Below are 20,139 nucleotides of genomic sequence, written 5' to 3' on the forward strand. Positions count from 1 at the left end.
CGCCCTGTCAGGGGCGGGTGGTCTCCGGAACGGCCGCCGCCGGGCGGCGGGTGTCGCCGCCGGTGGTGAGCGCCCCCGCCAGCAGCCGGGGGGTCGGGCGGCGGAGCAGGGCGCTCGCGCGGAGCCCGGCGGCGTCCGGGAAGGACTCCCGCAGCCGGGCGAGCAGGCGCATGGCGAGCAGGGACTGCCCGCCGTGCTGGAAGAAGTCGTCGTCGGGTCCGAGCCCCGGGGCGTCCAGCACCTCGCGGTAGAGGCGTACGACGGTGGCCAGCGGCTCGTCCGCGAGAGCGGGGTCGGCGGTGGCGGCGGTCGCGGGGTCGGCGCTCGCGGGGGTGGCTGGGGAGTTGGGGCTGTCCGGGGAGCCGGGGGTGGCCGGGGAGCCGGGGGTGGCCGGGGAGCCGGGGATGGCCGGGGAGTTGAGGCCGCCCGGGGAGCCGGGGGCGCCCGTCGCCGCGTGGGCCGCCCAGTCACCCAGCCGGCGCTTGTCGATCTTGCCGTGCGGGTTCTTCGGCAGCGCCGCCACCCGGTGCAGCACCCGGGGCACGGCCCAGTCGGGCAGGGCCTCCTCCAGCGGTGCCAGCAGGGCGTCCCGCTCCGCCCCCGTGACGCGGACCGCCTTGCCGGGCGGCGGGGCGTGCCGGGGGTCGGCCGGCACGGTGAACGCCCACAGCACGGTGCCGGTGCGGGGGTCCGGGAACACCACGGCCCGGTCCACGGCCGGGTTCTCGCACAGGGCGCGCTCCACCCGGGCCGGCTCCAGCCGGTGGCCCCGGATCTTCACCTGGTCGTCGAGCCGCCCCAGGAAGACCAGGTTCCCCTCGGCGTCGATCCGCCCCAGGTCGCCCGTCCGGTACACCCGCTCGCCAGGGGCGGGGGCGTACGGGTCCGGCACGAACCGCCGGGCGGTGGCGGCCCCGTCGCCGAGGAAGCCCCGCGCGAGCAGCGGCCCGCCGATGTGGATCTCCCCGGCCTCGCCCGGCGGCACCGGCCGCCCGTCGCGCCGGACACTGATCCGGACGTCCCGCAGCGGGGTGCCGAGCGGGACCTCCTCGACACCGGCCGGGAGGAGCCCGGTGTAGAAGGTGGAGGTGACCGTGCACTCGGTCAGGCCGTAGACATGGGCGAGCCGGGCGGGCTGGCGGGCCTGCCACTCCCGGTAGGGCCCCGGGTCCATCCGCTCGCCGCCGACCACCACCAGCCGCAGGGCGGGCGGGGTGGTCAGCCCGCTCGTGCCGAGCCAGCGGGCGTATTCGAGCCAGTACTGGGTGGACAGCTCCACCACCGTGGTGCCGGTGCGGGCGATCGCGGTGTGCAGCTCCTCCGCGTCCAGGGCCCGGGTGTCGGCCCGGCACACGACGGCCGCGCCGGCCACGAGCGCCGGGAACACCTCCTCGATCAGCACGTCGAAGCCGAGGGAGGCCACCTGGAACCAGCGGTCCCCGGGAGCCAGTTCCAGCCGCTCGGCGACGGCGCCGGCGAACCGGGCCAGCGCGTCCCGCTCGACGACCGTGCCCTTGGGCTGCCCGGTGGACCCGGAGGTGAACAGCACATACGCCACGTCGTTCCCGGCGGCCCGGACGGAAGGCCGCGCGAGGTCGCCGCCCGGTGCCGCGTCGTCCCGTGCCCCTCCGTCCCGTGCCGCGTCGTCCGGTACCGCGTCGTCCCCTTCCGGGTCCGGCGGGACGTACGCCGTCGAGGGCGCGTGCGCGCCGTCGCCGAGCCACACCACCGCGTCCGTGCGGCGCACCAGCGCGGACCGGGCGGCGGCGGGCAACCGGTCGTCCAGGACCGTGAACCCGGCCCCCGCCTTCAGCGCGGCGAGCATGCCCAGGACCGTGCGCCCGGGGTCGGGGAACGCCAGGCCGACCAGCCGGCCGGGGCCCGCGCCCCGCCGGGCCAGCGAGCGGGCCCAGGCGTCGGTCAGCCGGTCCACCGCCCGATAGGACCACACCTGACGCGACGTCACTACAGCGGCGACGTCACCCTGTTCGCGTACCCGCCGGTCCCACAGGTCCAAGACGTCCGGGACGTCCGGGACGTCCGGGACCTCCGGGTCGGTGCCGGGCGCGCCCGCCCCGTACACGGCGCTCACCGGGCCGCCCCGCGGGTGCGCAGGAACTCCGAGAGGCCCGCCAGCCCGGCCCGGAAGTCCTCCTCCGGGCCGCCGAAGCCGAGCCGGGCGCCGTGCGGGGCGCCGAAGGCCGTACCCGGCACGAGGAGCGTGCGGTGGCGGGAGAGCAGGTCCAGGCAGAGGCGCTCCACGGCGGCGGGGCCGGTGCCGGCCCGCTCCAGCTCGCGGAAGACGGGCAGCGCGCACACCCCTCCCTCCGGGGGTGTCCAGCGCACCCACTCCTCGTGCTCGGCCATCCAGTCCACGAGGTGGGCGAGGTTGCGCCGGGCCTCGGCCGCGCGGGTGCCGATCAGTACGTCGGCGTGGCGCATCGCGTGCTCGGCGATCAGCTCCACGAGCGGGGAGAGGAAGAGCGTGGTGCGGTCGCGCAGCGGGAAGGAGGCCGTGATCAGCTCCGGCGGGGCGATCGCCCAGCCGACCCGGAGGCCGGGCAGGCCGAAGGTCTTGGAGAAGGTGCCGTACGAGACGGTGGAGGGGTCCGTGGCGGCGGGGTCCGGCAGCACGTCCCAGCGGTGGGTGATCTCGGCGGTGGCGGCGTCCCAGACCAGGGTCGCCCGGGCGGCGGTGGTCCGCTCGGTCAGCGCCTTCAGGCCGCGCGGCGAGAGCGTGGCGCCGGTGGGGTTGTGCGGGAAGTTGACGACGACGGCCCGGGTCCCCGGGGTCACCAGGCGCTCCAGGACGTCCTCGTCGATCTCGCCGTCGCGCACGGCCGCGGCCGGCAGCTCGGCGACCTCGCAGCCCGTCTCCCTCGGGTAGTGGCCCAGCGAGTGGTAGATGCCCTGCTGCACGACGACCCGGTCGCCGGGCCGCAGCAGCGCGTGGAGGGTGAGGGCGATGGCCTCGCTGGAGCCGTGGGTGACCAGGACGCGGTCGGCGTCACCGCCCGCGTACCGGTCGGCTATCGCCTGCCGGACGCCCGCGCCGCCCTGGGAGACGCTGTCGTCCATGACGATCGCGTCCAGGTCACCGGCGGTCAGACCGCACAGGTCGCGTATCTCGGCGAAGGTGTACGGGTGGACGCCGCTGGAGCTGATGTCGTGCAGGCCGGGGGCCAGGTGCCGCCGGTACCACTCCTCCAGCACCGGCGGTTCCTCACGCGGCGGACGCGTCCTGCTCATGCCTGTGCACCTGTCCCTTCCTCCCCCGACGGGTGTCCCGCGGTGTCGTGCCGCAGGGTCTCCCGCCACCACTGCTGCCCGGCGAGGGGGAGTGTGTCGATGGGGTCGTAGTAGTGGTACGAGCCGCCGCGGGCCTCCGGGTCGGCCGCTTCCAGCGGGGTGAGATAGCTCTTGCTCCAGTGCGAGATGCCGAGTTCGCGGTCGTACGAGTCGGCCTGGTCAACCCACCGCTTCCCGGCCATCGGCACGTCGCAGACGATGCGCGGGGTGGCGAAGCCGGGCAGGTAGCCCATGATCTGACGCTGTATCAGTTGCGCCCGGTGCAGCGGCACCCGCCAGTGCTCGGCGTTGGGGATCATGTCGCACATGTAGAAGTAGTACGGAGTGATGCCGGCCCGGTCGGTCAGCGCGAAGCACAGGTCGAGCAGGTCGTGCGCGCTGTCGTTGACCCCGCGCATCAGCACGCCCTGGTTGCGCACCTCGTGCAGGCCCGCGCCCAGCAGCGCCCAGGCCGCCTCCGCCACCGAGGGGGTGATCTGCTGGGCCGCGTTGGCGTGGGTGTGCAGGGCGATGCGCACCCCGCGCGACCGGGCCGTGCGGGCGACGCGGGCGACGCCTTCCAGCACCGGGCCGGAGTGCCAGTGCTGGGGCAGTCCGATCAGGCCCTTGCTGGCCAGCCGGATGTCGCGCACCGAGTCGATCTCCAGCAGACCGCCGATGAAGCGCTCCAGCCGGGGCCAGGGCATGTTGGCCAGGTCGCCGCCGGAGACCACCACGTCCCGGATGCCCGGGGAGGCCCGCAGATGCTCCAGGATGCGGTCGGCCCGGTCGGCGGGCCGCAACTGCAGTTTGTTCTTGGTCACCTGGGGCGTGGAGTTGCCCACCAGGTCCATCCGGGTGCAGTGCCCGCAGTACTGCGGGCAGGTCGACAGCAGCTCGGCCAGCACCTTGGTGGGGTAGCGGTGGGTCAGCCCTTCCACCACCCACATGTCCTGCTCGTGCAGGGAGTCCCGGCTCGCCATCGGGTGCGAGGGCCACTGCGGTTGGCGGTCGGAGAACACCGGCAGCATGTACCGGCGCACCGGGTCGTCGTAGAACGCCTTGGTCAGTTCACCCGGCCGGGCGCCCGTCGCGTCCGGCGCCATGGTGTTGATCATCTGGGGCGGCAGCAGCACCGACATCGTGGCGCGGTGCAGCCGGTCGCGCTCCCAGTCCTCGTAGAAGCCCTCGTCCAGCAGGCCGCCCATGACCGCGCGCAGGCCCTTCGCGTCCTTCACGCAGTGGGCGCGCTGCCACTGGGGGTCCGCCCACTCGGCCGGGGACACGTCGCGCCACCCGGGCAGGCGCCGCCAGTCCGGCTCCACGAGAGAACGGCCGCGGTACTCGTAGACGCCCTCCAGTGCCGGTGATTCCGTCTGGTTGCGTGCTGTGTCCACCACCCGCCACCCAATCCCATCGGTTTCGGCCGTATCGCCTGACGCCGATCTTGCAGAGCGTGAGGGGTTGTACACGAGAGGAAGTTGTACGGGGTGCGAACGGTGAGTGCCCCTGTACAACTCCGGGCCCCCGGGCGGGAAACGGAAGCGCCGGTCCGGGGTAGAGGGACGGTGGAGGGCGGCGTCCCGGGGCCGGGTGACCGGCGTCGGCGCTGGCCTGAATCATCAGGCGGTGAGTTGATGTGCATGTCGCTGGCATGTACCAATGACGGCAGATCCGGTGCGCCGGCCTCCCCGCGGAGGCCGGCGGCTTCGGTCTGAACGTGCCGCCGGACCCGTACACCGCCGACCACGGTTGTACGGTCCCGAGCAACCCTTGCGCTTCGTCGACACAACCGAGTACCAGGGGGGAAAGTGCCCAGGCCAGAGCGTTTACTGGATCCCACAGCCGGACCACTGGAGGCGTTTGCCCACGACTTGCGCACGCTGCGGAGGAGGGCCGGGAACCCCTCGTACCGCGCCATGGCGAAACGGGCGCACTACTCGGTCGCCACGCTCGCCGAGGCGGCGCGCGGGCTGCACAAGCCCTCGCTCAAGGTGACCCTGGCCTATGTCACCGCGTGCGGCGGGGACCCGGAGATGTGGACCCGCCGCTGGCACAGCGTCAGCAGGGAACTGGAGGGCCGCACCCGCCCGTCGCCGGACCGCCCGGCACCCGGCCGCGCCGCACAGGACCGGCCGAGACAGGCCCCGCCGGGCGGCACCGAACGGGAGCCGCCCCGGCCCGCCTCCGCGACCCCCGCCCCCGCGGCCTCCCCCGCCGGGGCCGCGCGCGGCCGGGCGGCCGGCCGGGTCACCCCCGTACCCGGCGCCGCCGCAGAACCGACGGCCCCCGTGGCCCCCGCCCGTACCGTGCCTGCCCGCACGGGCCCGGCCCGTACCGTGCCCGCCCGTACCGTCCCCGTGCGCACCGCCCCTCCCCGGGCGGCCCCGGCTCCCGCGCCCGGCCCGCCCGCCCCGGCGACCGGCGCGCTGACCGGTGACGAGCGCGCCGAACTGCGCCGGCTGCGCGACGAGGTCGAGGAGTTGCGGCGCACCAACGAAGTGCTCAAAGCGGCCTCCGCGATCTTCGCCGCCGATCTCCGCACAACCGCGAAGGTCGTGTACAACCCCGCGGGAAGCCACGATCGGTCGGCGTGACCGGCGCACCCCGCGCCCGAGGGGCCGGGGGCGCGCCGGACGATCCGGACCGACCTTTGGGGACTGACCATGCGTGTGCTCGGAGTCAACGGCTGGCCCGGGGCCAGCCACGATGGCGCGGCCTGCCTCCTCGTGGACGGCGACGTCGTCGCCCTGGCCGAGGAGGAACGCTTCACCCGGAACAAGCACGCCTACGGAGAGGCGCCCCTCAGCGCCGCCGCGCACTGCCTCGCGGAGGGCGGTCTCACCCTGGACGACATCGACGTCGTCGCCCACGGCTGGGACCTCCCCAAGCTCTTCCGCGACCGCGGCCTGGACTGGTTCCCCGACGACGCGGCCGCGCTGGAACACCTGCTGCCCAAGGCGCTGTTCCCGCGCACCCGCGACCCGCGGCTCACCTTCGTCAACCACCACATCGCCCACGCCGCCAGCGCCTACCACCTCTCGGGGCGCGACCGCGGCGCGATCCTCGTCCTGGACGGCCAGGGCGAGGACGTGAGCACCACGCTCGCCGTCGGCATCGACGGCGAGATCAAGACACTGCGCACCTTCACCCCCGGCTGGTCCCTGGGCTACTTCTACGCCGCCGTCTGCGAGTACGCCGGTCTCGGCGCCGACGCGGCGGGCAAGATGATGGGCCTGGCCTCCTACGGCACCCCCGGCGACCTCACCTTCGGCGGCGCCCTCGGCTTCACCGACGACGGCTTCACCGTCGGAGCCGTACCGCCCGACCTGCGCTCCACCGGCAGCACCGACGAGGAGACGGCCACCATCCGGCACTGGCTGGCGCACCTGGAGAAGGCCCTGCCGGAGGCCCCCAACCGCAGTGTGCGCCGCTTCGACCCGCGTACCGGCCGCTACACCAGGGTCACCGACCGGGACCCGTTCTCCTACCGCGACGTCGCCGCCACGGCCCAGGCCGCCCTGGAGCGCGCGGTCATGGCGCTCGTCCGCTCCCTGCTCCGGGAGAGCGGCGAGAGCAGCCTGCTGATCGCGGGCGGCGTCGGCTTCAACGCCACCCTCAACGGCAAGCTGATGCGCATGCCCGAGGTGCGGGACCTCTTCGTCCAGCCCCTCGCCGGGGACCAGGGCGTCTCGCTGGGCGCGGCCGTGTGGTGCGCGGCCCAAGAGGGCGACCGGATACGGCCCATGGCGGGCTCCGTCGCCTGGGGCCCCCGGTGGAGCCCCGACGAGATCCGCGGCGTCCTGGAGGCGACCGGCACCGCCTACACCGAGCCGGCCGACATCGCCGCCGCGACGGCGGGCGTCCTGGCCGCCGGTGGCGTCGCGGGCTGGTTCCAGGGCCGCGCCGAGGGCGGCCCCCGCGCGCTCGGCCACCGCAGCATGGTCGCCGTCCCGGACCCGGAGGGCACCCGCGACCGGGTCAACGTCCGCATCAAGGACCGCGAGGCGTGGCGGCCGTTCGCCCCGAGCATGCGGGAGGAGGCGGCCGAGTCCCTGATCGGCACCGCCACCCCGCTGCCGTACATGATCGTCACCACCCCGGTCACCGACGCGGGCGCCGCCGCGATGCCCGCCGTGGTGCACAGCGACCGGACCACCCGGCCCCAGACCGTCTCCGCCGCCGTCGACCCGCTCTACCACCGGCTCATCGGCGAGGTCGCCGAGCACACCGGGACGCCGGTCGTCCTCAACACCTCCTTCAACGGCCGCGACGAACCGGTCGTCTGCACCCCGCGCGACGCCCTCGCCACCTTCCACCGGCTGCCGATGGACGCCCTCGCCCTCGGCCCGTTCCTGGTACGCCGGGCCGGCACCGCCCCCGGGGAGGCCGGCGCGTGACCGCCCCGCCCCGCACCCTGTCCGGTACGAACGCCGGTACGGACGCCGCCCCTGGTGCCCCGGCCCCCGAGGAGATCCGCGCCCGGCTGGACGCCTGGCTCGCCGAGACCGTCCTCACCCCGGACGCCGACCCCTCGGCCCCCCTGCTCGAACTCGGCGTGGACTCCCTCGACCTCATCCGCACCGCCCGCCGCCTGGAAGCCGCCTTTGGCGTCCGGGTGCAGCTGCGGGAACTGGCCGCCCCCGGGCTCACCACCGCCCTCCTCGCCGACCTGGTCGCCGAGCGCGCCGCCCGGCGCCGTACCGCCGACACCACGGCACCGCCCGGCGCCGCGCACGGCCCGGTCGCGCTCGCCCCGCCGCAGGAACAGGGGTGGGAGGAGCAGACCGGCGACCGGAGCCACTGGAACCAGGCCATGCTGTTCCTCACCCGGCCGGACGTCGACGGCGACCTGTTCGCCGAGGCCGTCCGCCGCCTCGTCGCCGGCCACGCCTCGCTGCGCCTGGCCGTCGAGGCCCGGCCCGCCCGGCGGCCCCGCCAGACGGTGGCCCCCCTCGCGCTCGACGGCCCGCCCGGCGAGGCCCTCGGCCCGGTGCTGGACACCGTGGACATCTCCGAACTCGACGACACCGCCCTGCCCGCCGCGATCGCCCTGCGCTGCGCGGTGGAACAGCGCTCCCTCGACCCGGAGGCCGGACGGGTCGCCCGGTTCGTCCGCTTCGACGCGGGCCCCGCCCGCCCCGGACGGCTGCTGGTCGTCCTCCACCAGCTCGCCTGCGACATGGTCTCCTGGTCCATCCTCCTGGAGGACCTCCAGCAGCTGTACACGGCCCTCGAAGCCGGGCGCCACGACGTCCGGTGCGGCGAGGGCACCACGTACGCCGAGTGGGCCCGGGCACTCGCCGACCACGCCCGCACGCCCGAGGCCGAGGCGGAGGCCGCCTGGTGGACCGACGTCGCGCGCACCCCGGCGACCCTCCCGCTCGACCGGCCGGTGGACGACCCGCGCGCCGCCAACACCGCCGGTACGGCCGCGACACACACCGAGGACTTCGGCCCCGGCCTCACCGCCCGGCTGGGCGCGGCGGCCCGCGCCCACCGCGCCCACCCCTCCGACCTGGTCCTCCACGCCCTGGGCGAGGCGCTGGCCGGCCTGCTCGGCGAGACGGCGGTCCGGGTGGACGTGCTGCGGCACGGCCGCGAGGAGACCGTCGGCGACTCCCATCTCGCCCGCACCACCGGCTGGTTCACCACCACCGTGCCCGTCCGCCTCGACCTCGCGCCGGGCCCCGCCGCCGAACGGCTCGCCCGGACCGTCGGCCACCTCGCGGCGCTGCCCGGCGGGGGAGTGGGGTACGGCGCGCTCGCCCGCCACGGCCGGCCGCAGCTCGCCGCCGCGCTGCGCGCCGCCCCGCCCAGCGACGTGTCCTTCGACTTCGAGGGCGACGACGGCGACGCCCTGCCGCTGGGCACCCTGCTGCCGGACACGGCCCCCGAGCCCGTCGGCGACATCACCGCCCCGCACTGGACCCGCCCCCACCTCGTCGAGGTCATCGCCACCACCGACGACGAGGTGCTGCGCGTCGAGTGGTGGTACTCCACCGCCCTGCACGACGAGGCGACGGTACGCGGCCTCGCCGCACGCCACCGGGCCGCCCTCACCGCCCTCCTCGACACGCCCCCCGGCACCGACACGCCCCCCGGTACCGGGACCGGCCCGGAGACCAGCACGGCCCCCGGCACCGGGACCGCCCCGGCACCCGGCGCGGCGCCCGGAACGACACGCGGCGCGGCCGGCACCCCTGGCGGCTGAACACCCCACGGACGGACAAGAGAAGACACCCTGCCATGACCTCCCTGCCCAGCCCGCTCGACCCCTTCTTCGCCGTCGCCGCCTCCGACCCCGAACGGCCGGCCGTCGTCGACAACGGAATGACCGTCACCTACGGACAACTCGCCGCCTGGGCCCAGGGAGTGGCCGGTCTCGTCGCCACCCGCGCACCGGGACCGCACCCGCCCGTCGCCCTCGTCGCCCACCACAGCGTCCGGGACATCGCCGCGATCCTCGGCACCCTCGCTGCGGGGCGCGGCTACGTCGTGGTGCCCGGCGAGGCCGGCGCGCGGGCGGAGGCGTCCCTGCGCGCGCTGGGCTGCCGGGAGCTGATCGCCACCGCCGAGACCGGCGACCTGCCCGCCGTCGACCGCGTCCTGCGCCCGCACTGGGGCCGCCCCCGCCTGCCCGTCCGGTACGGCGGCCGGCCGGTCCGCGCCGGCGACCCCGCCTACGTCCTGTTCACCTCCGGCTCGACCGGCGCCCCCAAGGCCGTCGCCGTGCCGCACCGCGCGCTGGGCGCCGTCCTGCCCCACCTGGGCGAGCTGTACGGGGTGGGCCCGGACACCGTGTCCCTCAACTTCACCCGTGCCGACGGCGACACCAGCCTGGAGGAGATCCTGCCGCCCCTGCTGGCGGGCGGGCTCGTCGTCCTGGACGGGGACGCCGAGGCGGACCTCGACCGGGTCCTCACCGACCACGGCGTCACCCTGGTCAACCTGCCCGTCGACTACTGGCACCTCTACACCGGCCACCTGTTGGAGACCGGCCGCGCGCTCCCCGCGAGCCTCCGGACGGTCGTCATCGGCGGCGAGGCCGTCCGCCCCGACATGCTGGAGCGCTGGCACCGGCTCGGCGCCGGCGGCGTACGGCTGCTCAACACGTACGGCTCGACCGAGACCGCCCTGGTCACCCACAGCGCCCTGCTCGCGGGCCCCGGAGCCGGCGCGGGAGCGGGCCCCGGAGCCGGCCCCGGACCCGGCCCGGCCGGGGTCTTCCCCGAGGGCGTCCCCATCGGCCGGCCCCTGCCGTCCGTACGGCAGGCCGTGGTGCCCCGCCCGGAGCATCCCGGCGGGCCCGGCGAACTCCTGGTGGCGGGACCGCAACTGGCCACCGGCTACCTCGACGACCCCGAACGCACCGCCGCCCGCTTCATTGAGGCGGACCTCGGCGGCGGCCGCGACCGCTGGTACCGCACCGGGGACCTCGTCCACGAGACCGCCGACGGCAGCCTCGTCTTCCACGGCCGCGCCGACCACCAGGTGAAGATCCGGGGCCACCGCGTGGACCTGCTGGACGTCGAGGAGGCCCTCGGCCGCCTCCCCGGGGTCACCGCCGTCGCCGCCGCCCCGCACACCAAGGGCGAACACACCGCCCTGGTCGCCTTCGTGGTCGCCCGGCCCGGCGCCCCCGCCCCCGAACCGGGGGCCCTGCGTGGGCAGTTGCTCACCACCCACCCCCGCCCCCTGGTGCCCGACCGGATCGTGGTCGTCCCCGGGCTGGCCCACACCCGCACCGGCAAGGTCGACCGCGCCGCCACCCGGGACCGGTACCTGTGACCAACCGACTCTTCGACGCGTCCGTCGCCCCCGCCGCCGTGCCCGAGGCGGACGCCCGGGGCCCCTGGGCCTACCTGTGGTGGCTGGTGCGCGTCCGGCCGTGGCCGCTGGTCCTCAGCGCCGCCCTCGGCACCGTCTGGATGGTGCCCCTCGCCCTGATCCCGCTCGTCATCGGACGGGCCATCGACGAGGCGGGCGAGGGCTCCGGGCAGGGCGGCCTCTACCTGTGGGCGCTGGTCGCGCTCGGCCTCGGCGTCCTCCAGGCGGTCGCCGGGGCGGGCCTGATCCAGGCCGCCGTCGGCGCCGAGGCGCACGCGCTGTCCCTCACCCACCGCGTCCTGCTGCGCCAGGTGGTCCGGCTCGGCGCCGGGCTGCGCGGCCGGGCCCGCTCCGGTGACGTGGCCGCCTCCGCCGCCGCCGACACCGAGAGCATCGGCAACGCCTTCGAGGTCGTCGGCCGCACCGTGGGCGCGGTCATCGCGGCCGTTCTGGTGGCGGTGGCCCTCACCGTCACCTCGCCCGTGCTGGGGCTCGCGGTGCTCGTCGGCGTCCCCGCCGCCGTCCTCGGCATCGGCCCCCTGCTGCGGCCCCTCCAGGAGCGCGACGAGGCGCAGCGCGCCCACATGGGCACCGCCACCTCGCAGGCCGGGGACATCGTGGCCGGACTGCGCGTCCTGCGCGGCATCGGCGGCGAGGCCGGCTTCGCCGAGCGCTTCCGCCGCACCAGCCAGGAGGTGCGGCGCGCCGGGGAGTCGGCCGGCCGGATGGAGGCGTGGCTCCAGGCCGCCGGGGTCTTCCTGCCCGGCCTGGTGACCGTCGGCATCGTCTGGCTCGGCGCCCGCCTCGCGCTCCAGGGCACCATCACGGCCGGTGAACTCGTCGCGTTCTACGGGGCGTCCGCCTTCCTCACCCTGCCGGTGAGCACCGCGACCGAGGCCGCCGAGACGCTCAGCCTCGCCAAGGTGGCCGCCGGCCGGGTCTGCGCCCTGCTGCGGCTCACGCCCGCCACCGCCCGGCCCGCGCACCCCGAGCCGCTGCCCGCCGGGCCGCTCACCCTCGCCGACCCGCACACCGGGGTGGCCGCCGAGGCGGGCCGGCTCACCGTGGTCGTCGCCCCCGCCGACCGCACCGGGGAGCTGGCGGACCGCCTCACCCTCCCGGCCGCACCGGGCGGCCCCGGCACCGCCGTCCGGCTCGGCGGCGTCCCGCTGGACCGGGTCGACCCGGACGCCCTCCGGGCCCGGGTGCTGCGCTGCGGCCCCGCCGACGCCCTGTTCAGCGGCACCCTCCGGGACGAGCTGGCGGCCGGCACTCCCCGTACCCCCGGAGAGCTGGAGCGCGCGCTGTACGCCGCCGACGCCGCCGACGTGGTGGAGGCCCTGCCCGACGGGCTGGACACCCGCGTCGACGAGGGCGGCCGGACCCTGTCGGGCGGCCAGCGCCAGCGCCTCGTCCTCGCCCGGGCCCTGCTCGCCGCCCCCGACGTCCTGGTGCTGGAGGACCCGACCTCCTCCGTCGACGCCCACACCGAGGCCCGGGTGGTGGAGCGGGTCGCCGCGCTGCGCGCCGGGCGGACCACCGTCGTGTTCAGCGACAGCCCGCTGTGGCGCGGCATCGCCGACCGGCAGGTCCGCCTCGGCGGCGACGACGCCCCCGGCAGCCCCGACCGCACCGCAGGAGTGCCCTCGTGACGACGACCCCCACTCACGCCGCCGCCACCGAGGGGGCCGCCCCGCCCCCGCCGCCCGGCGGTGACGGCTCCGGTCCCGCGCCCGCCGCGGCGTCCGGCCGGCCGGGGCGGCTGCCGCTCGCCGGGCGGGCCGACGTCCGCGCCTGGACCGGTGCGTTCCTGCGTGCCGAGGCCGGCCGGCTGCTCCTCACCTTCGCCCTGTTCGCCGCCGCCCTGGTGGCCGGGCTCACCGGGCCGCGGCTCCTGGGCCACCTGGTCGAGTCGGTGAAGTCGGGCACCACCACCGGCCGGGTCGACCTGCTGGCCCTGGCGTTCGTCGCCATCCTGACCTGCCACGCCCTCCTGGCGCGCGCCGCCCGCACCCAGGCGACCCTGCTGGGCGAGCGGGTCCTGGCCCGCACCCGCGAGACCTTCGTCCGGCGGGTCCTCGGGCTGCCGCTGTCGGAGGTGGAGAGCGTCGGCACCGGCGACCTCCTCAGCCGGGCCACCACCGACGCCGACCGGCTCAACGAGAGCATCCGGCAGGCCGTCCCCCGGATCGCGCTGGCCGCCGTCACCCTGGTCTTCACCGTGGCGGCGATCCTGCTGGTCTCCCCGCTGCTGGCGCTCGGGCTGCTCGCCGGGGTGCCGTTCGCCGTCCTGTCGACCTGGTGGTACCGGCCCCGCGCCACGCGCGCGTACGAGCGGCTGCTCGCCGAGGAGGCCGACGTCCTGGCCGTCACGCACGAGACCGCCCGCGGCGCCGGCACCGTCGAGGCCCTCGGGCTCGGCCCCCGCCAGACCGCCCGCCACGGCGCGGCCGTCGACCGGGTCGTCCGCACCCGGCAGCGCACCACCTGGCTCCAGACCGTCTGGTTCCCCAGCCTGGACCTCGCCACCATGGTGCCGATGGCGCTGACCCTGCTGATCGGCGGGCTCGCCTACCAGCGCGGCGCCGTCGGGCTCGCCGAGCTGACCGCCGTGGTGCTGTACGTCCAAGCGCTGGGCGAGCCGCTGAACGACCTGCTGACCTGGACCGACGAACTCCAGATCGGCAACGCCGCGCTGCGCCGCATCCTGGGCGTGGACCGGCTGCCGCGCGAGGAGCCCCGGCCGCCCGCGGCCACCGAGGGCCACGCCATTCGGCTGGACGGCGTGGGCTTCGGCTACGGCCCCGGGCGCGAGGTGCTCACCGGCATCGACCTGACCGTCGCCCCCGGCGAGCGGCTCGTGGTGGTCGGCGCCTCCGGGGCGGGCAAGTCCACCCTGGGCAAACTGCTGGCCGGGGTGCACCACGCGACCCGGGGGACCGTGAGCGTCGGCGGCGCCGACATCCGCACCCTGCCGGTCGAGCAACTCCGGGGCGAGATCGTGCTGGTGACGCAGGAACAGCACGTCTTCACCGGCACCGTACGGGACAACCTCACCCTCGCCCGCGCGGACGCCCCGCCGGACGAACGGCTGTGGGAGGCGCTGGAGACGACCCTGCTCGCCGACTGGGCCCGGACGCTCCCCGACGGCCTCGACAGCGAGATCGGCCCGGGCGCCGCCGCCGTGTCCCCGTCCGCCGCGCAGCAACTGGCGCTGGCCCGGCTGCTGTTGTCCGACCCGTACGCCCTGGTCCTGGACGAGGCCACCGCGCTGCTGGACTCCACCGCCTCCCGCCGGGTCGAGCGCTCCCTCGCCGCGCTGATCGAGGGCCGCACGGTGATCTCGATCGTGCACCGGCTGGACTCGGTACGGGACGCCGACCGCATCGCGGTCATGGACCGCGGCCGGATCGTCGAACTCGGCAGCCACGACGACCTGCTGGCCGCGGACGGCGCCTACGCCTCCCTGTGGCGGTCCTGGCGGACGGCGCGCCTCCCGGACCGTACGCCCCCGGGGCGGTGACGGGACGGCTCAGGCGACCTTGGTCATGGTGGCGTACACGACGACGTTGTCCGTGTAGTAGTGCCGGTCCGCGTCGAACTCGCCGCCGCAGGTGACCAGGCGCAGCCCCGCGTGGTCCAGGTTCTTGTACACCTCCAGGGTGGGGAACTCCTTCTTCGGGTACTCCTCGACCCGGTCCACGGTGAAGGTCGCCGTCCTGCCGTCCTTGCGCGAGACCTCCACGGTGTCGCCGGCCTTCAGGGTCCTGAGCTTCTTGAAGACCGCGTCGGCGCCGTCCCAGGTGACATGCCCGGCGATCACCGCCGGCCCCTGGGAGCCGGGCGAGGGCCCCGGCTGGTACCAGCCCGCCAGGCCGGGGTCCTTGGGGGTGGTCATCGCCCCGTCCTCGCCCTTCACCAGGGTCTCCAGCCCGCTCGACACGCCGAGGGAGGGGATGACGATCCGCTCGGGCGCCGACCGGTCCAGGGCCTGGACCGCCTGTCCGCCGCCCGGGCCCGGGGCGCTCGCGGCCCCGTTCTGCCCGGTGGGCGTCCCGGTGGCGGCGGTGTCCTGCCCCGCGCAGCCGGCCAGCAGGACGGCCGCCGAGGCGAGGGCGGCCAGCGCGGCGGAGGCCCGCCGGCCGCGGTGCGCGGCGCCGCCGCCGGGCCGGGTCACGCGGCACCCCCGGTCCGCACGACGGCCGCGGCGCCCCGGGCCGCCGTCCGGCGCCGGACGACGACGTACGCGCCGGCGCTCATCGCGGCCGCCGCCGCGGCCGAGCCGGCCCACACCGCCGGGGACGGCCCGCCGCCGGGTGCCCCGCCGCCGGTCTCGACACCGCCGATGGGTACGGACCCGATGGCCGCGCCCTTGACCTCGCCGCAGTTGGCCGGGGCGGTCGCCTCCTGCGGGAGCTTCGGGTCCAGCTCGCTCTTGCCGGCGCCCTCGAAGTCGTACTCGCCGTTGCCGTTGGGGTCGATGCCGTGCTGCACGATGTGCAGGTCCTTGATCTTGTCGGCCACGTCCTGCCCGACCTCGATGGTCCGCTTGTAGGAGATCTTCCCCTCCTTGTCGGCCACCGGCATCCGGTCCACGGCCAGGCCGCTCTTCGCGGCGTCGGTGTCGCCCGAGGTGGTCAGGGCGATGTTGATGTCCCCGTAGTGGACGGTGGCCTCGGTGTTGTTGAGGATGCCGTCCTTGTTGGTGTCCGCCTCGGCACCCGGGCACACGAAGTCGTGCCCCTCGGTGGACCCGTGCAGGTGCTGCGCCGACGGCTGGCCCGGGACCATGCCCTCGGCCTTGATCCAGACGGTCATCTCGGTGCCCTCGAAGCTCACCATGGCCGTCCCCTTGGAGCCGGTGTCGTTGAGCTGTTCCAGGTCGATCTGGAAGGCCGTGCCGCCCTCCCCCTCCCCGTCCGCCGCCACCGCCGGCGACGAGCCGGCCACGGCCAGCAGGACGGCGGCGGGAAGGGCGGCGACCGCCGCGAGACGACCAATACGCTGGGATTCCACGTTCGTTCCATTTCCGCGGCCCCCTGGAGGGAAGGGCCGCACATCGTACCGGCGCGCCCGGCTCAACGCGCGGCGAGCGGTGCGCAGTTACCCATGAAACGAGAAATCCGGCCCCGGCGTTCAACACCCCGGGGGCCGGACAGCGCGCCGCCGCGCCCCGGGACCGTCCGGGGCGCGGCGGAGTCGTGGGCGGGCCGTGGCGGGCCCGGCCGGTCAGGGGCGGCTGGTGAGGTAGCCGCCCATGGAGGTGAAGTACTCGGTCGCGGGCAGTTCGCGGCCGTCCTCGGTGCGGACGCGCGTGACGGCCAGGCCGTGGTTGCGGCCGGTGCGGGCGTCGGCGCCGGCGACGATCACCACGCCCTCGCCCTCGCGGTAGAAGATGCGGCCGGGCGTACCGCCGTAGCGGCCCTCGGAGACGACCGCGGACACGATTTCCAGGCGCTTGCCCCGGTGGTGGGTGAAGGCGCTCGGGTAGGGCGCGGACTGGGCGCGGACCAGGCGCTCCAGGACCTCGGCCGGCCAGTCCCAGTTGATCCGGATGTCCTCCTCGGACCGCTTGTGGAAGAAGGTGGCCTGCGAGCGGTCCTGGGGGGTGAACTCCGTCTCGCCCGCGGCGATCCGGGCGAGGGCGCCGACGGTGACGGGCGCGATCAGTTCGACCGTCTTGTGGAACAGGTCGGTGGCCGTGTCGGTGGGCTCCACCCGTACCGCGCGCTGGTCCACGATGTCGCCGGCGTCGAGCACCTCGTCCATCATGTGGGCGGTGACGCCGACCTCCTCCTCGCCGTTGATGAGCGCCCAGATGATGGGGGAGAAGCCCGCGTACTTGGGCAGCAGCGAGTCGTGGATGTTCAGGGTGCCGTGCCGGGGCAGGCCGTAGATGCGCGGCGGGATCCAGGTGCGCCAGTTGTTGGCCACGATGATGTCCGGGTCGGCGTCCTTGAGGAGCTGGAACAGCTCCTCGTCGTCGGGCCGGTTGCGGATGATGACGGGGACGCCGTGCTCCTCGGCGAGGTCGGCGACCGAGTCGCTCCAGATCTTCTCGTAGGCGTGCTCGCTCTTGGGGTGCGTCACGACCGCGACCACGTCGTGCTCGGAGTCCAGGAGCGCTCGCAGCGTGCGGTGGCCCCAGGTCTGGTATCCGAACATGACGACCCGCATGGGGTTTCCTCCTCGTAGCGACAGCGCTGATCAGCGTTTAGTAAAGCAAGCCTTACCTAATGGCGCAACGCGCGCCAAATTCCCGTCCGTTAGGGGCCTGAGCTGGGGGATTGTCTCTTTTGTCGGGTCGACAGGCCACACTGAGTCAGGTTAGCTTTACCTAAGTTCGGCTGGCCGGCCACGGCGGGCTCGGCGTCCGGTTCTTTTCCCCACGCCTCACAGGCGGCTGTCCCGCACGATGGGAGTGACATGTCACAGGTTCTTCCTGGCGACGCACCTCTGGTCCACGACCTCATAGGCATCGGCTTCGGCCCGTCCAATGTGGCCATGGCGATCGCGCTGAGCGAGCACAACGCCCGCGTCGGCCGGCAGGAGGCGGTCACGGCGCACTTCTTCGAGCGCCAGCCGAGCTTCGGCTGGCACAAGGGCATGCTGATCGACGACGCGACCATGCAGGTGTCCTTCCTCAAGGACCTGGTCACCCTGCGCAACCCGTCCAGCGAGTACACCTTCCTCCGCTACCTGCAGAGCAAGGGACGGCTGATCGACTTCGTCAACCACAAGAACCTCTTCCCTCTCCGCGTGGAGTTCCACGACTACTTCGAGTGGGCCGCGGCCAAGGTCGACGACATGGTCTCGTACGGCCACGAGGTCGTCTCCGTCGAACCCGTCGTCCGCGACGGCGTGGTGGAGTACCTCGACGTCACCGCCCGCTCCGGCGCGGAGACCGTCGTCCACCGCGCCCGCAACCTCGTCGTCGGCACCGGCCTCCGCCCCCTGATGCCCGAGGGCGTCGAGCGCTCCGACCGGGTCTGGCACAACTCGGACCTGCTGTCCAAGGTGGACTCCCTGGAGGGCACCGACCCCACCCGCTTCATCGTGGTCGGCGCCGGCCAGAGCGCCGCCGAGAACGTGGCGTACCTCCACCGCCGCTTCCCCCGAGCCGAGGTCTGCGCCGTCTTCTCCCGCTACGGCTACAGCCCCGCCGACGACAGCAGCTTCGCCAACCGCATCTTCGACCCCGCCGCGGTCGACGCCTACTACACCGCGCCCGACGACATCAAGCGCCGGCTGATGGACTACCACGGCAACACCAACTACTCCGTGGTGGACATCGACCTGATCGACGACCTCTACCGGCAGGCGTACCAGGAGAAGGTCCTCGGCACCGAGCGCCTGCGCTTCCTCAACGTCTCACGCCTCACCGGAGTCGAGGAGACCCCCGACGCGGTGCGCGCCACGGTCAAGTCCCTCGTCACGGGCGAGGAGGACAAGCTGGAGGCCGACGTGGTGGTCCTCGCCACCGGCTACAGCCCCGTCGACTCCCTCGGGCTGCTCGGCGACGTCGCCGCCCGCTGCCACCGCGACGAGCAGGGCCGCGTCCGGGTCGAGCGCGACTACCGCGTCACCACCGACCCCGGCGTACGCTGCGGCATCTACCTCCAGGGCGGCACCGAGCACACCCACGGCATCACCTCCTCCCTGCTGTCCAACACGGCGATCCGGGTCGGCGAGATCCTGGAGTCCATCGTGGACCGCGGCCAGGAGCGGACGGCCGGCCTGAACCGGCCCGTCGCCGACGGCATCGGCTCGCCCCGCTAGCCTCTGCCCCCGTACGGCCCCACCCCCCACTCGCCGCGCCCCGCCCGACCGCCGACATCGCACGGCGGGGCCGGCACGCACCGAGCAAACCCCGTGAAAGGAACACCCGTGTCCACTGGTACGCGTCCCGCGTTCGCGCGGTTCGTCAGACACCTCCCGCGCGTGGCCGTCGCCACCGTCGCCGCGCTGGCTCTCTCCGCCTGTGGGGGCGGGTCCGACGACAAGGCCGACACCAAGCCCGCCGCCGGCGAGAAGTCCTCCTCCGCGGCCTTCCCCGTCACCGTCGAGCACAAGTACGGCAGCACCACCATCGACGCCGAGCCCAAGCGCGTCGTCACCCTGGGCCTGTCCGACCAGGACGCGGTCCTCGCCCTCGGCGTCAAGCCGGTCGGCGCGGTGGACTGGTTCAAGGAGAAGCCGTACGGCAAGTGGCCGTGGGCCAAGGACAAGTGGGGCTCCGACGCGCCGCAGATCGTCGGCGAGCGCGACGAGTACAACATCGAGAAGATCGCGGCGCTCAAGCCCGACCTGGTGATCGCGCAGTACTCGGGCATGAAGAAGGAGCAGTACGACACGCTCTCCAAGTTCACCAAGGTCGTCGCCCAGCCCAAGGGCCTGCCCGACTACGGCGCCTCCTGGCAGGTGATGACCCGTCAGATCGGCAAGTCCCTCGGCAAGGGCCCCGACGCCGAGAAGCTGATCTCCGGCATCGACGCCCGCTTCAAGGCCGTCCGCGACAAGCACCCCGACTTCGCCCAGAAGACGCTGGCCGTCGCCGACAGCTTCGAGGCCGGCAAGTACTCCGCCTTCACCAAGACCGACCCCAAGTCGATCTTCTTCAAGGAGCTGGGCTTCAAGCTCAAGCCCCAGATCGACACCCTCGCCAAGCCCGGCTGGAACGTCGCCGAACTCAGCGCCGAGAAGCTCAACGTCCTCGACGTCGACCGGCTGGTCTGGGTGACCTCCAGCACCGAGGCCAACGACCGCATCAAGGCCGAGCCGCTCTACAAGAACCTCAAGGTCCACAAGGAGAAGCGCGACCTGTTCGTGCCGTACCAGGACCCGGACGTCGGCGCCGCGTTCTCCTTCAACACGGTCCTCTCCATCCCGTACGCCATCGACCAGATCGAGCCGATGCTGGCGGCCGTCAAGTAACGGCCCCGCCACACCGCACCGGGGAGGGCGGACGCGCGGCGGCGCGCCGGACCGGCACACCGCCCGCGGCGGCCCTCCCCGGCACGG

At 74.8% G+C, this 20,139-nt stretch carries 14 protein-coding genes; 8 read left to right on the forward strand and 6 right to left on the reverse strand.

The genetic code is table 11. The annotated features are described in order from the left end of the window. Nucleotides 1-7 precede the first annotated feature (7 nt). The 3 genes from ACF08D_RS01040 to ACF08D_RS01050 are packed head-to-tail and all read right to left on the reverse strand — an operon-like array spanning nucleotide 8 to nucleotide 4,685. Nucleotides 8-2,092: an amino acid adenylation domain-containing protein gene (locus tag ACF08D_RS01040; protein WP_392220289.1), complete on the reverse strand. Its 2,085-nt coding sequence runs from the start codon at nucleotides 2,090-2,092 to the stop codon at nucleotides 8-10. After that, nucleotides 2,089-3,249: a capreomycidine synthase gene (gene vioD, locus ACF08D_RS01045; protein ID WP_392220290.1), complete on the reverse strand. Its 1,161-nt coding sequence runs from the start codon at nucleotides 3,247-3,249 to the stop codon at nucleotides 2,089-2,091. The genes ACF08D_RS01040 and vioD overlap by 4 nt, the downstream gene beginning before the upstream one ends. Next, the gene (locus ACF08D_RS01050) at nucleotides 3,246-4,685 is read right to left on the reverse strand and encodes a KamA family radical SAM protein (RefSeq protein ID WP_392220291.1); all 1,440 of its coding nucleotides are present in this window, start codon (nucleotides 4,683-4,685) and stop codon (nucleotides 3,246-3,248) included. The genes vioD and ACF08D_RS01050 overlap by 4 nt, the downstream gene beginning before the upstream one ends. A 414-nt stretch (nucleotides 4,686-5,099) precedes the next feature. Here ACF08D_RS01050 and ACF08D_RS01055 point away from each other — a divergent pair, with 414 nt between their 5' ends. The 6 genes from ACF08D_RS01055 to ACF08D_RS01080 all read left to right on the forward strand — a co-directional run bounded on the left by ACF08D_RS01055 (nucleotide 5,100) and on the right by ACF08D_RS01080 (nucleotide 14,641). Further along, complete coding sequence (locus ACF08D_RS01055; RefSeq protein ID WP_392220292.1) at nucleotides 5,100-5,885, forward strand: helix-turn-helix domain-containing protein; 786 nt, start codon at nucleotides 5,100-5,102, stop codon at nucleotides 5,883-5,885. Nucleotides 5,886-5,954: 69 nt separating this feature from the next. Continuing rightward, complete coding sequence (locus ACF08D_RS01060; protein WP_392220294.1) at nucleotides 5,955-7,688, forward strand: carbamoyltransferase; 1,734 nt, start codon at nucleotides 5,955-5,957, stop codon at nucleotides 7,686-7,688. Then, entirely contained in the window at nucleotides 7,685-9,502 is a 1,818-nt protein-coding gene (locus ACF08D_RS01065) for a condensation domain-containing protein (protein ID WP_392220296.1), read from the forward strand. The genes ACF08D_RS01060 and ACF08D_RS01065 overlap by 4 nt, the downstream gene beginning before the upstream one ends. Before the next feature lie 35 nt (nucleotides 9,503-9,537). Continuing rightward, nucleotides 9,538-11,079 carry an AMP-binding protein gene (locus ACF08D_RS01070; RefSeq protein WP_392220297.1) on the forward strand — a complete coding sequence of 514 codons (1,542 nt, stop codon included), beginning with the start codon at nucleotides 9,538-9,540 and terminating at the stop codon, nucleotides 11,077-11,079. Further along, nucleotides 11,076-12,770: an ABC transporter transmembrane domain-containing protein gene (locus tag ACF08D_RS01075; RefSeq protein WP_392220299.1), complete on the forward strand. Its 1,695-nt coding sequence runs from the start codon at nucleotides 11,076-11,078 to the stop codon at nucleotides 12,768-12,770. Before ACF08D_RS01070 ends, ACF08D_RS01075 begins: the two co-directional genes overlap by 4 nt. Then, nucleotides 12,767-14,641 carry an ABC transporter ATP-binding protein gene (locus ACF08D_RS01080; RefSeq protein ID WP_392220301.1) on the forward strand — a complete coding sequence of 625 codons (1,875 nt, stop codon included), beginning with the start codon at nucleotides 12,767-12,769 and terminating at the stop codon, nucleotides 14,639-14,641. The genes ACF08D_RS01075 and ACF08D_RS01080 overlap by 4 nt, the downstream gene beginning before the upstream one ends. Nucleotides 14,642-14,650: 9 nt before the next feature. On the opposite strand, the gene ACF08D_RS01085 is transcribed toward ACF08D_RS01080, so the two are convergent. The 3 genes from ACF08D_RS01085 to ACF08D_RS01095 all read right to left on the reverse strand — a co-directional run bounded on the left by ACF08D_RS01085 (nucleotide 14,651) and on the right by ACF08D_RS01095 (nucleotide 17,295). Continuing rightward, nucleotides 14,651-15,295, reverse strand: a complete 645-nt coding sequence (locus tag ACF08D_RS01085; protein WP_392220302.1) for a class F sortase — start codon at nucleotides 15,293-15,295, stop codon at nucleotides 14,651-14,653. Next, entirely contained in the window at nucleotides 15,292-16,134 is an 843-nt protein-coding gene (locus tag ACF08D_RS01090) for a hypothetical protein (protein ID WP_392220304.1), read from the reverse strand. Before ACF08D_RS01090 ends, ACF08D_RS01085 begins: the two co-directional genes overlap by 4 nt. Nucleotides 16,135-16,347: 213 nt before the next feature. Further along, nucleotides 16,348-17,295, reverse strand: a complete 948-nt coding sequence (locus ACF08D_RS01095) for a methionyl-tRNA formyltransferase (RefSeq protein ID WP_392220305.1) — start codon at nucleotides 17,293-17,295, stop codon at nucleotides 16,348-16,350. 249 nt (nucleotides 17,296-17,544) lie between these two features. Between ACF08D_RS01095 and ACF08D_RS01100 the strand changes: the two genes are divergently transcribed. Both ACF08D_RS01100 and ACF08D_RS01105 read left to right on the forward strand, forming a co-directional pair. Next, entirely contained in the window at nucleotides 17,545-18,897 is a 1,353-nt protein-coding gene (locus ACF08D_RS01100) for a lysine N(6)-hydroxylase/L-ornithine N(5)-oxygenase family protein (RefSeq protein WP_392220307.1), read from the forward strand. Between the two features lie 108 nt (nucleotides 18,898-19,005). After that, nucleotides 19,006-20,052: an iron-siderophore ABC transporter substrate-binding protein gene (locus ACF08D_RS01105; RefSeq protein ID WP_392220308.1), complete on the forward strand. Its 1,047-nt coding sequence runs from the start codon at nucleotides 19,006-19,008 to the stop codon at nucleotides 20,050-20,052. Nucleotides 20,053-20,139: the final 87 nt, after the last annotated feature.

Origin of the sequence: Streptomyces sp. NPDC015131 (genome assembly GCF_043079975.1) — a bacterium.
Lineage (GTDB): Bacteria > Actinomycetota > Actinomycetes > Streptomycetales > Streptomycetaceae > Streptomyces.

Bases quoted from the DNA above. Each gene is read 5' to 3' on its own strand.
- vioD (WP_392220290.1), bottom strand. From the start codon at position 3,249: ATGAGCAGGACGCGTCCGCCGCGTGAGGAACCGCCGGTGCTGGAGGAG.
- ACF08D_RS01060 (WP_392220294.1), top strand. From the start codon at position 5,955: ATGCGTGTGCTCGGAGTCAACGGCTGGCCCGGGGCCAGCCACGATGGC.
- ACF08D_RS01070 (WP_392220297.1), top strand. From the start codon at position 9,538: ATGACCTCCCTGCCCAGCCCGCTCGACCCCTTCTTCGCCGTCGCCGCC.
- ACF08D_RS01095 (WP_392220305.1), bottom strand. From the start codon at position 17,295: ATGCGGGTCGTCATGTTCGGATACCAGACCTGGGGCCACCGCACGCTG.
- ACF08D_RS01100 (WP_392220307.1), top strand. From the start codon at position 17,545: ATGTCACAGGTTCTTCCTGGCGACGCACCTCTGGTCCACGACCTCATA.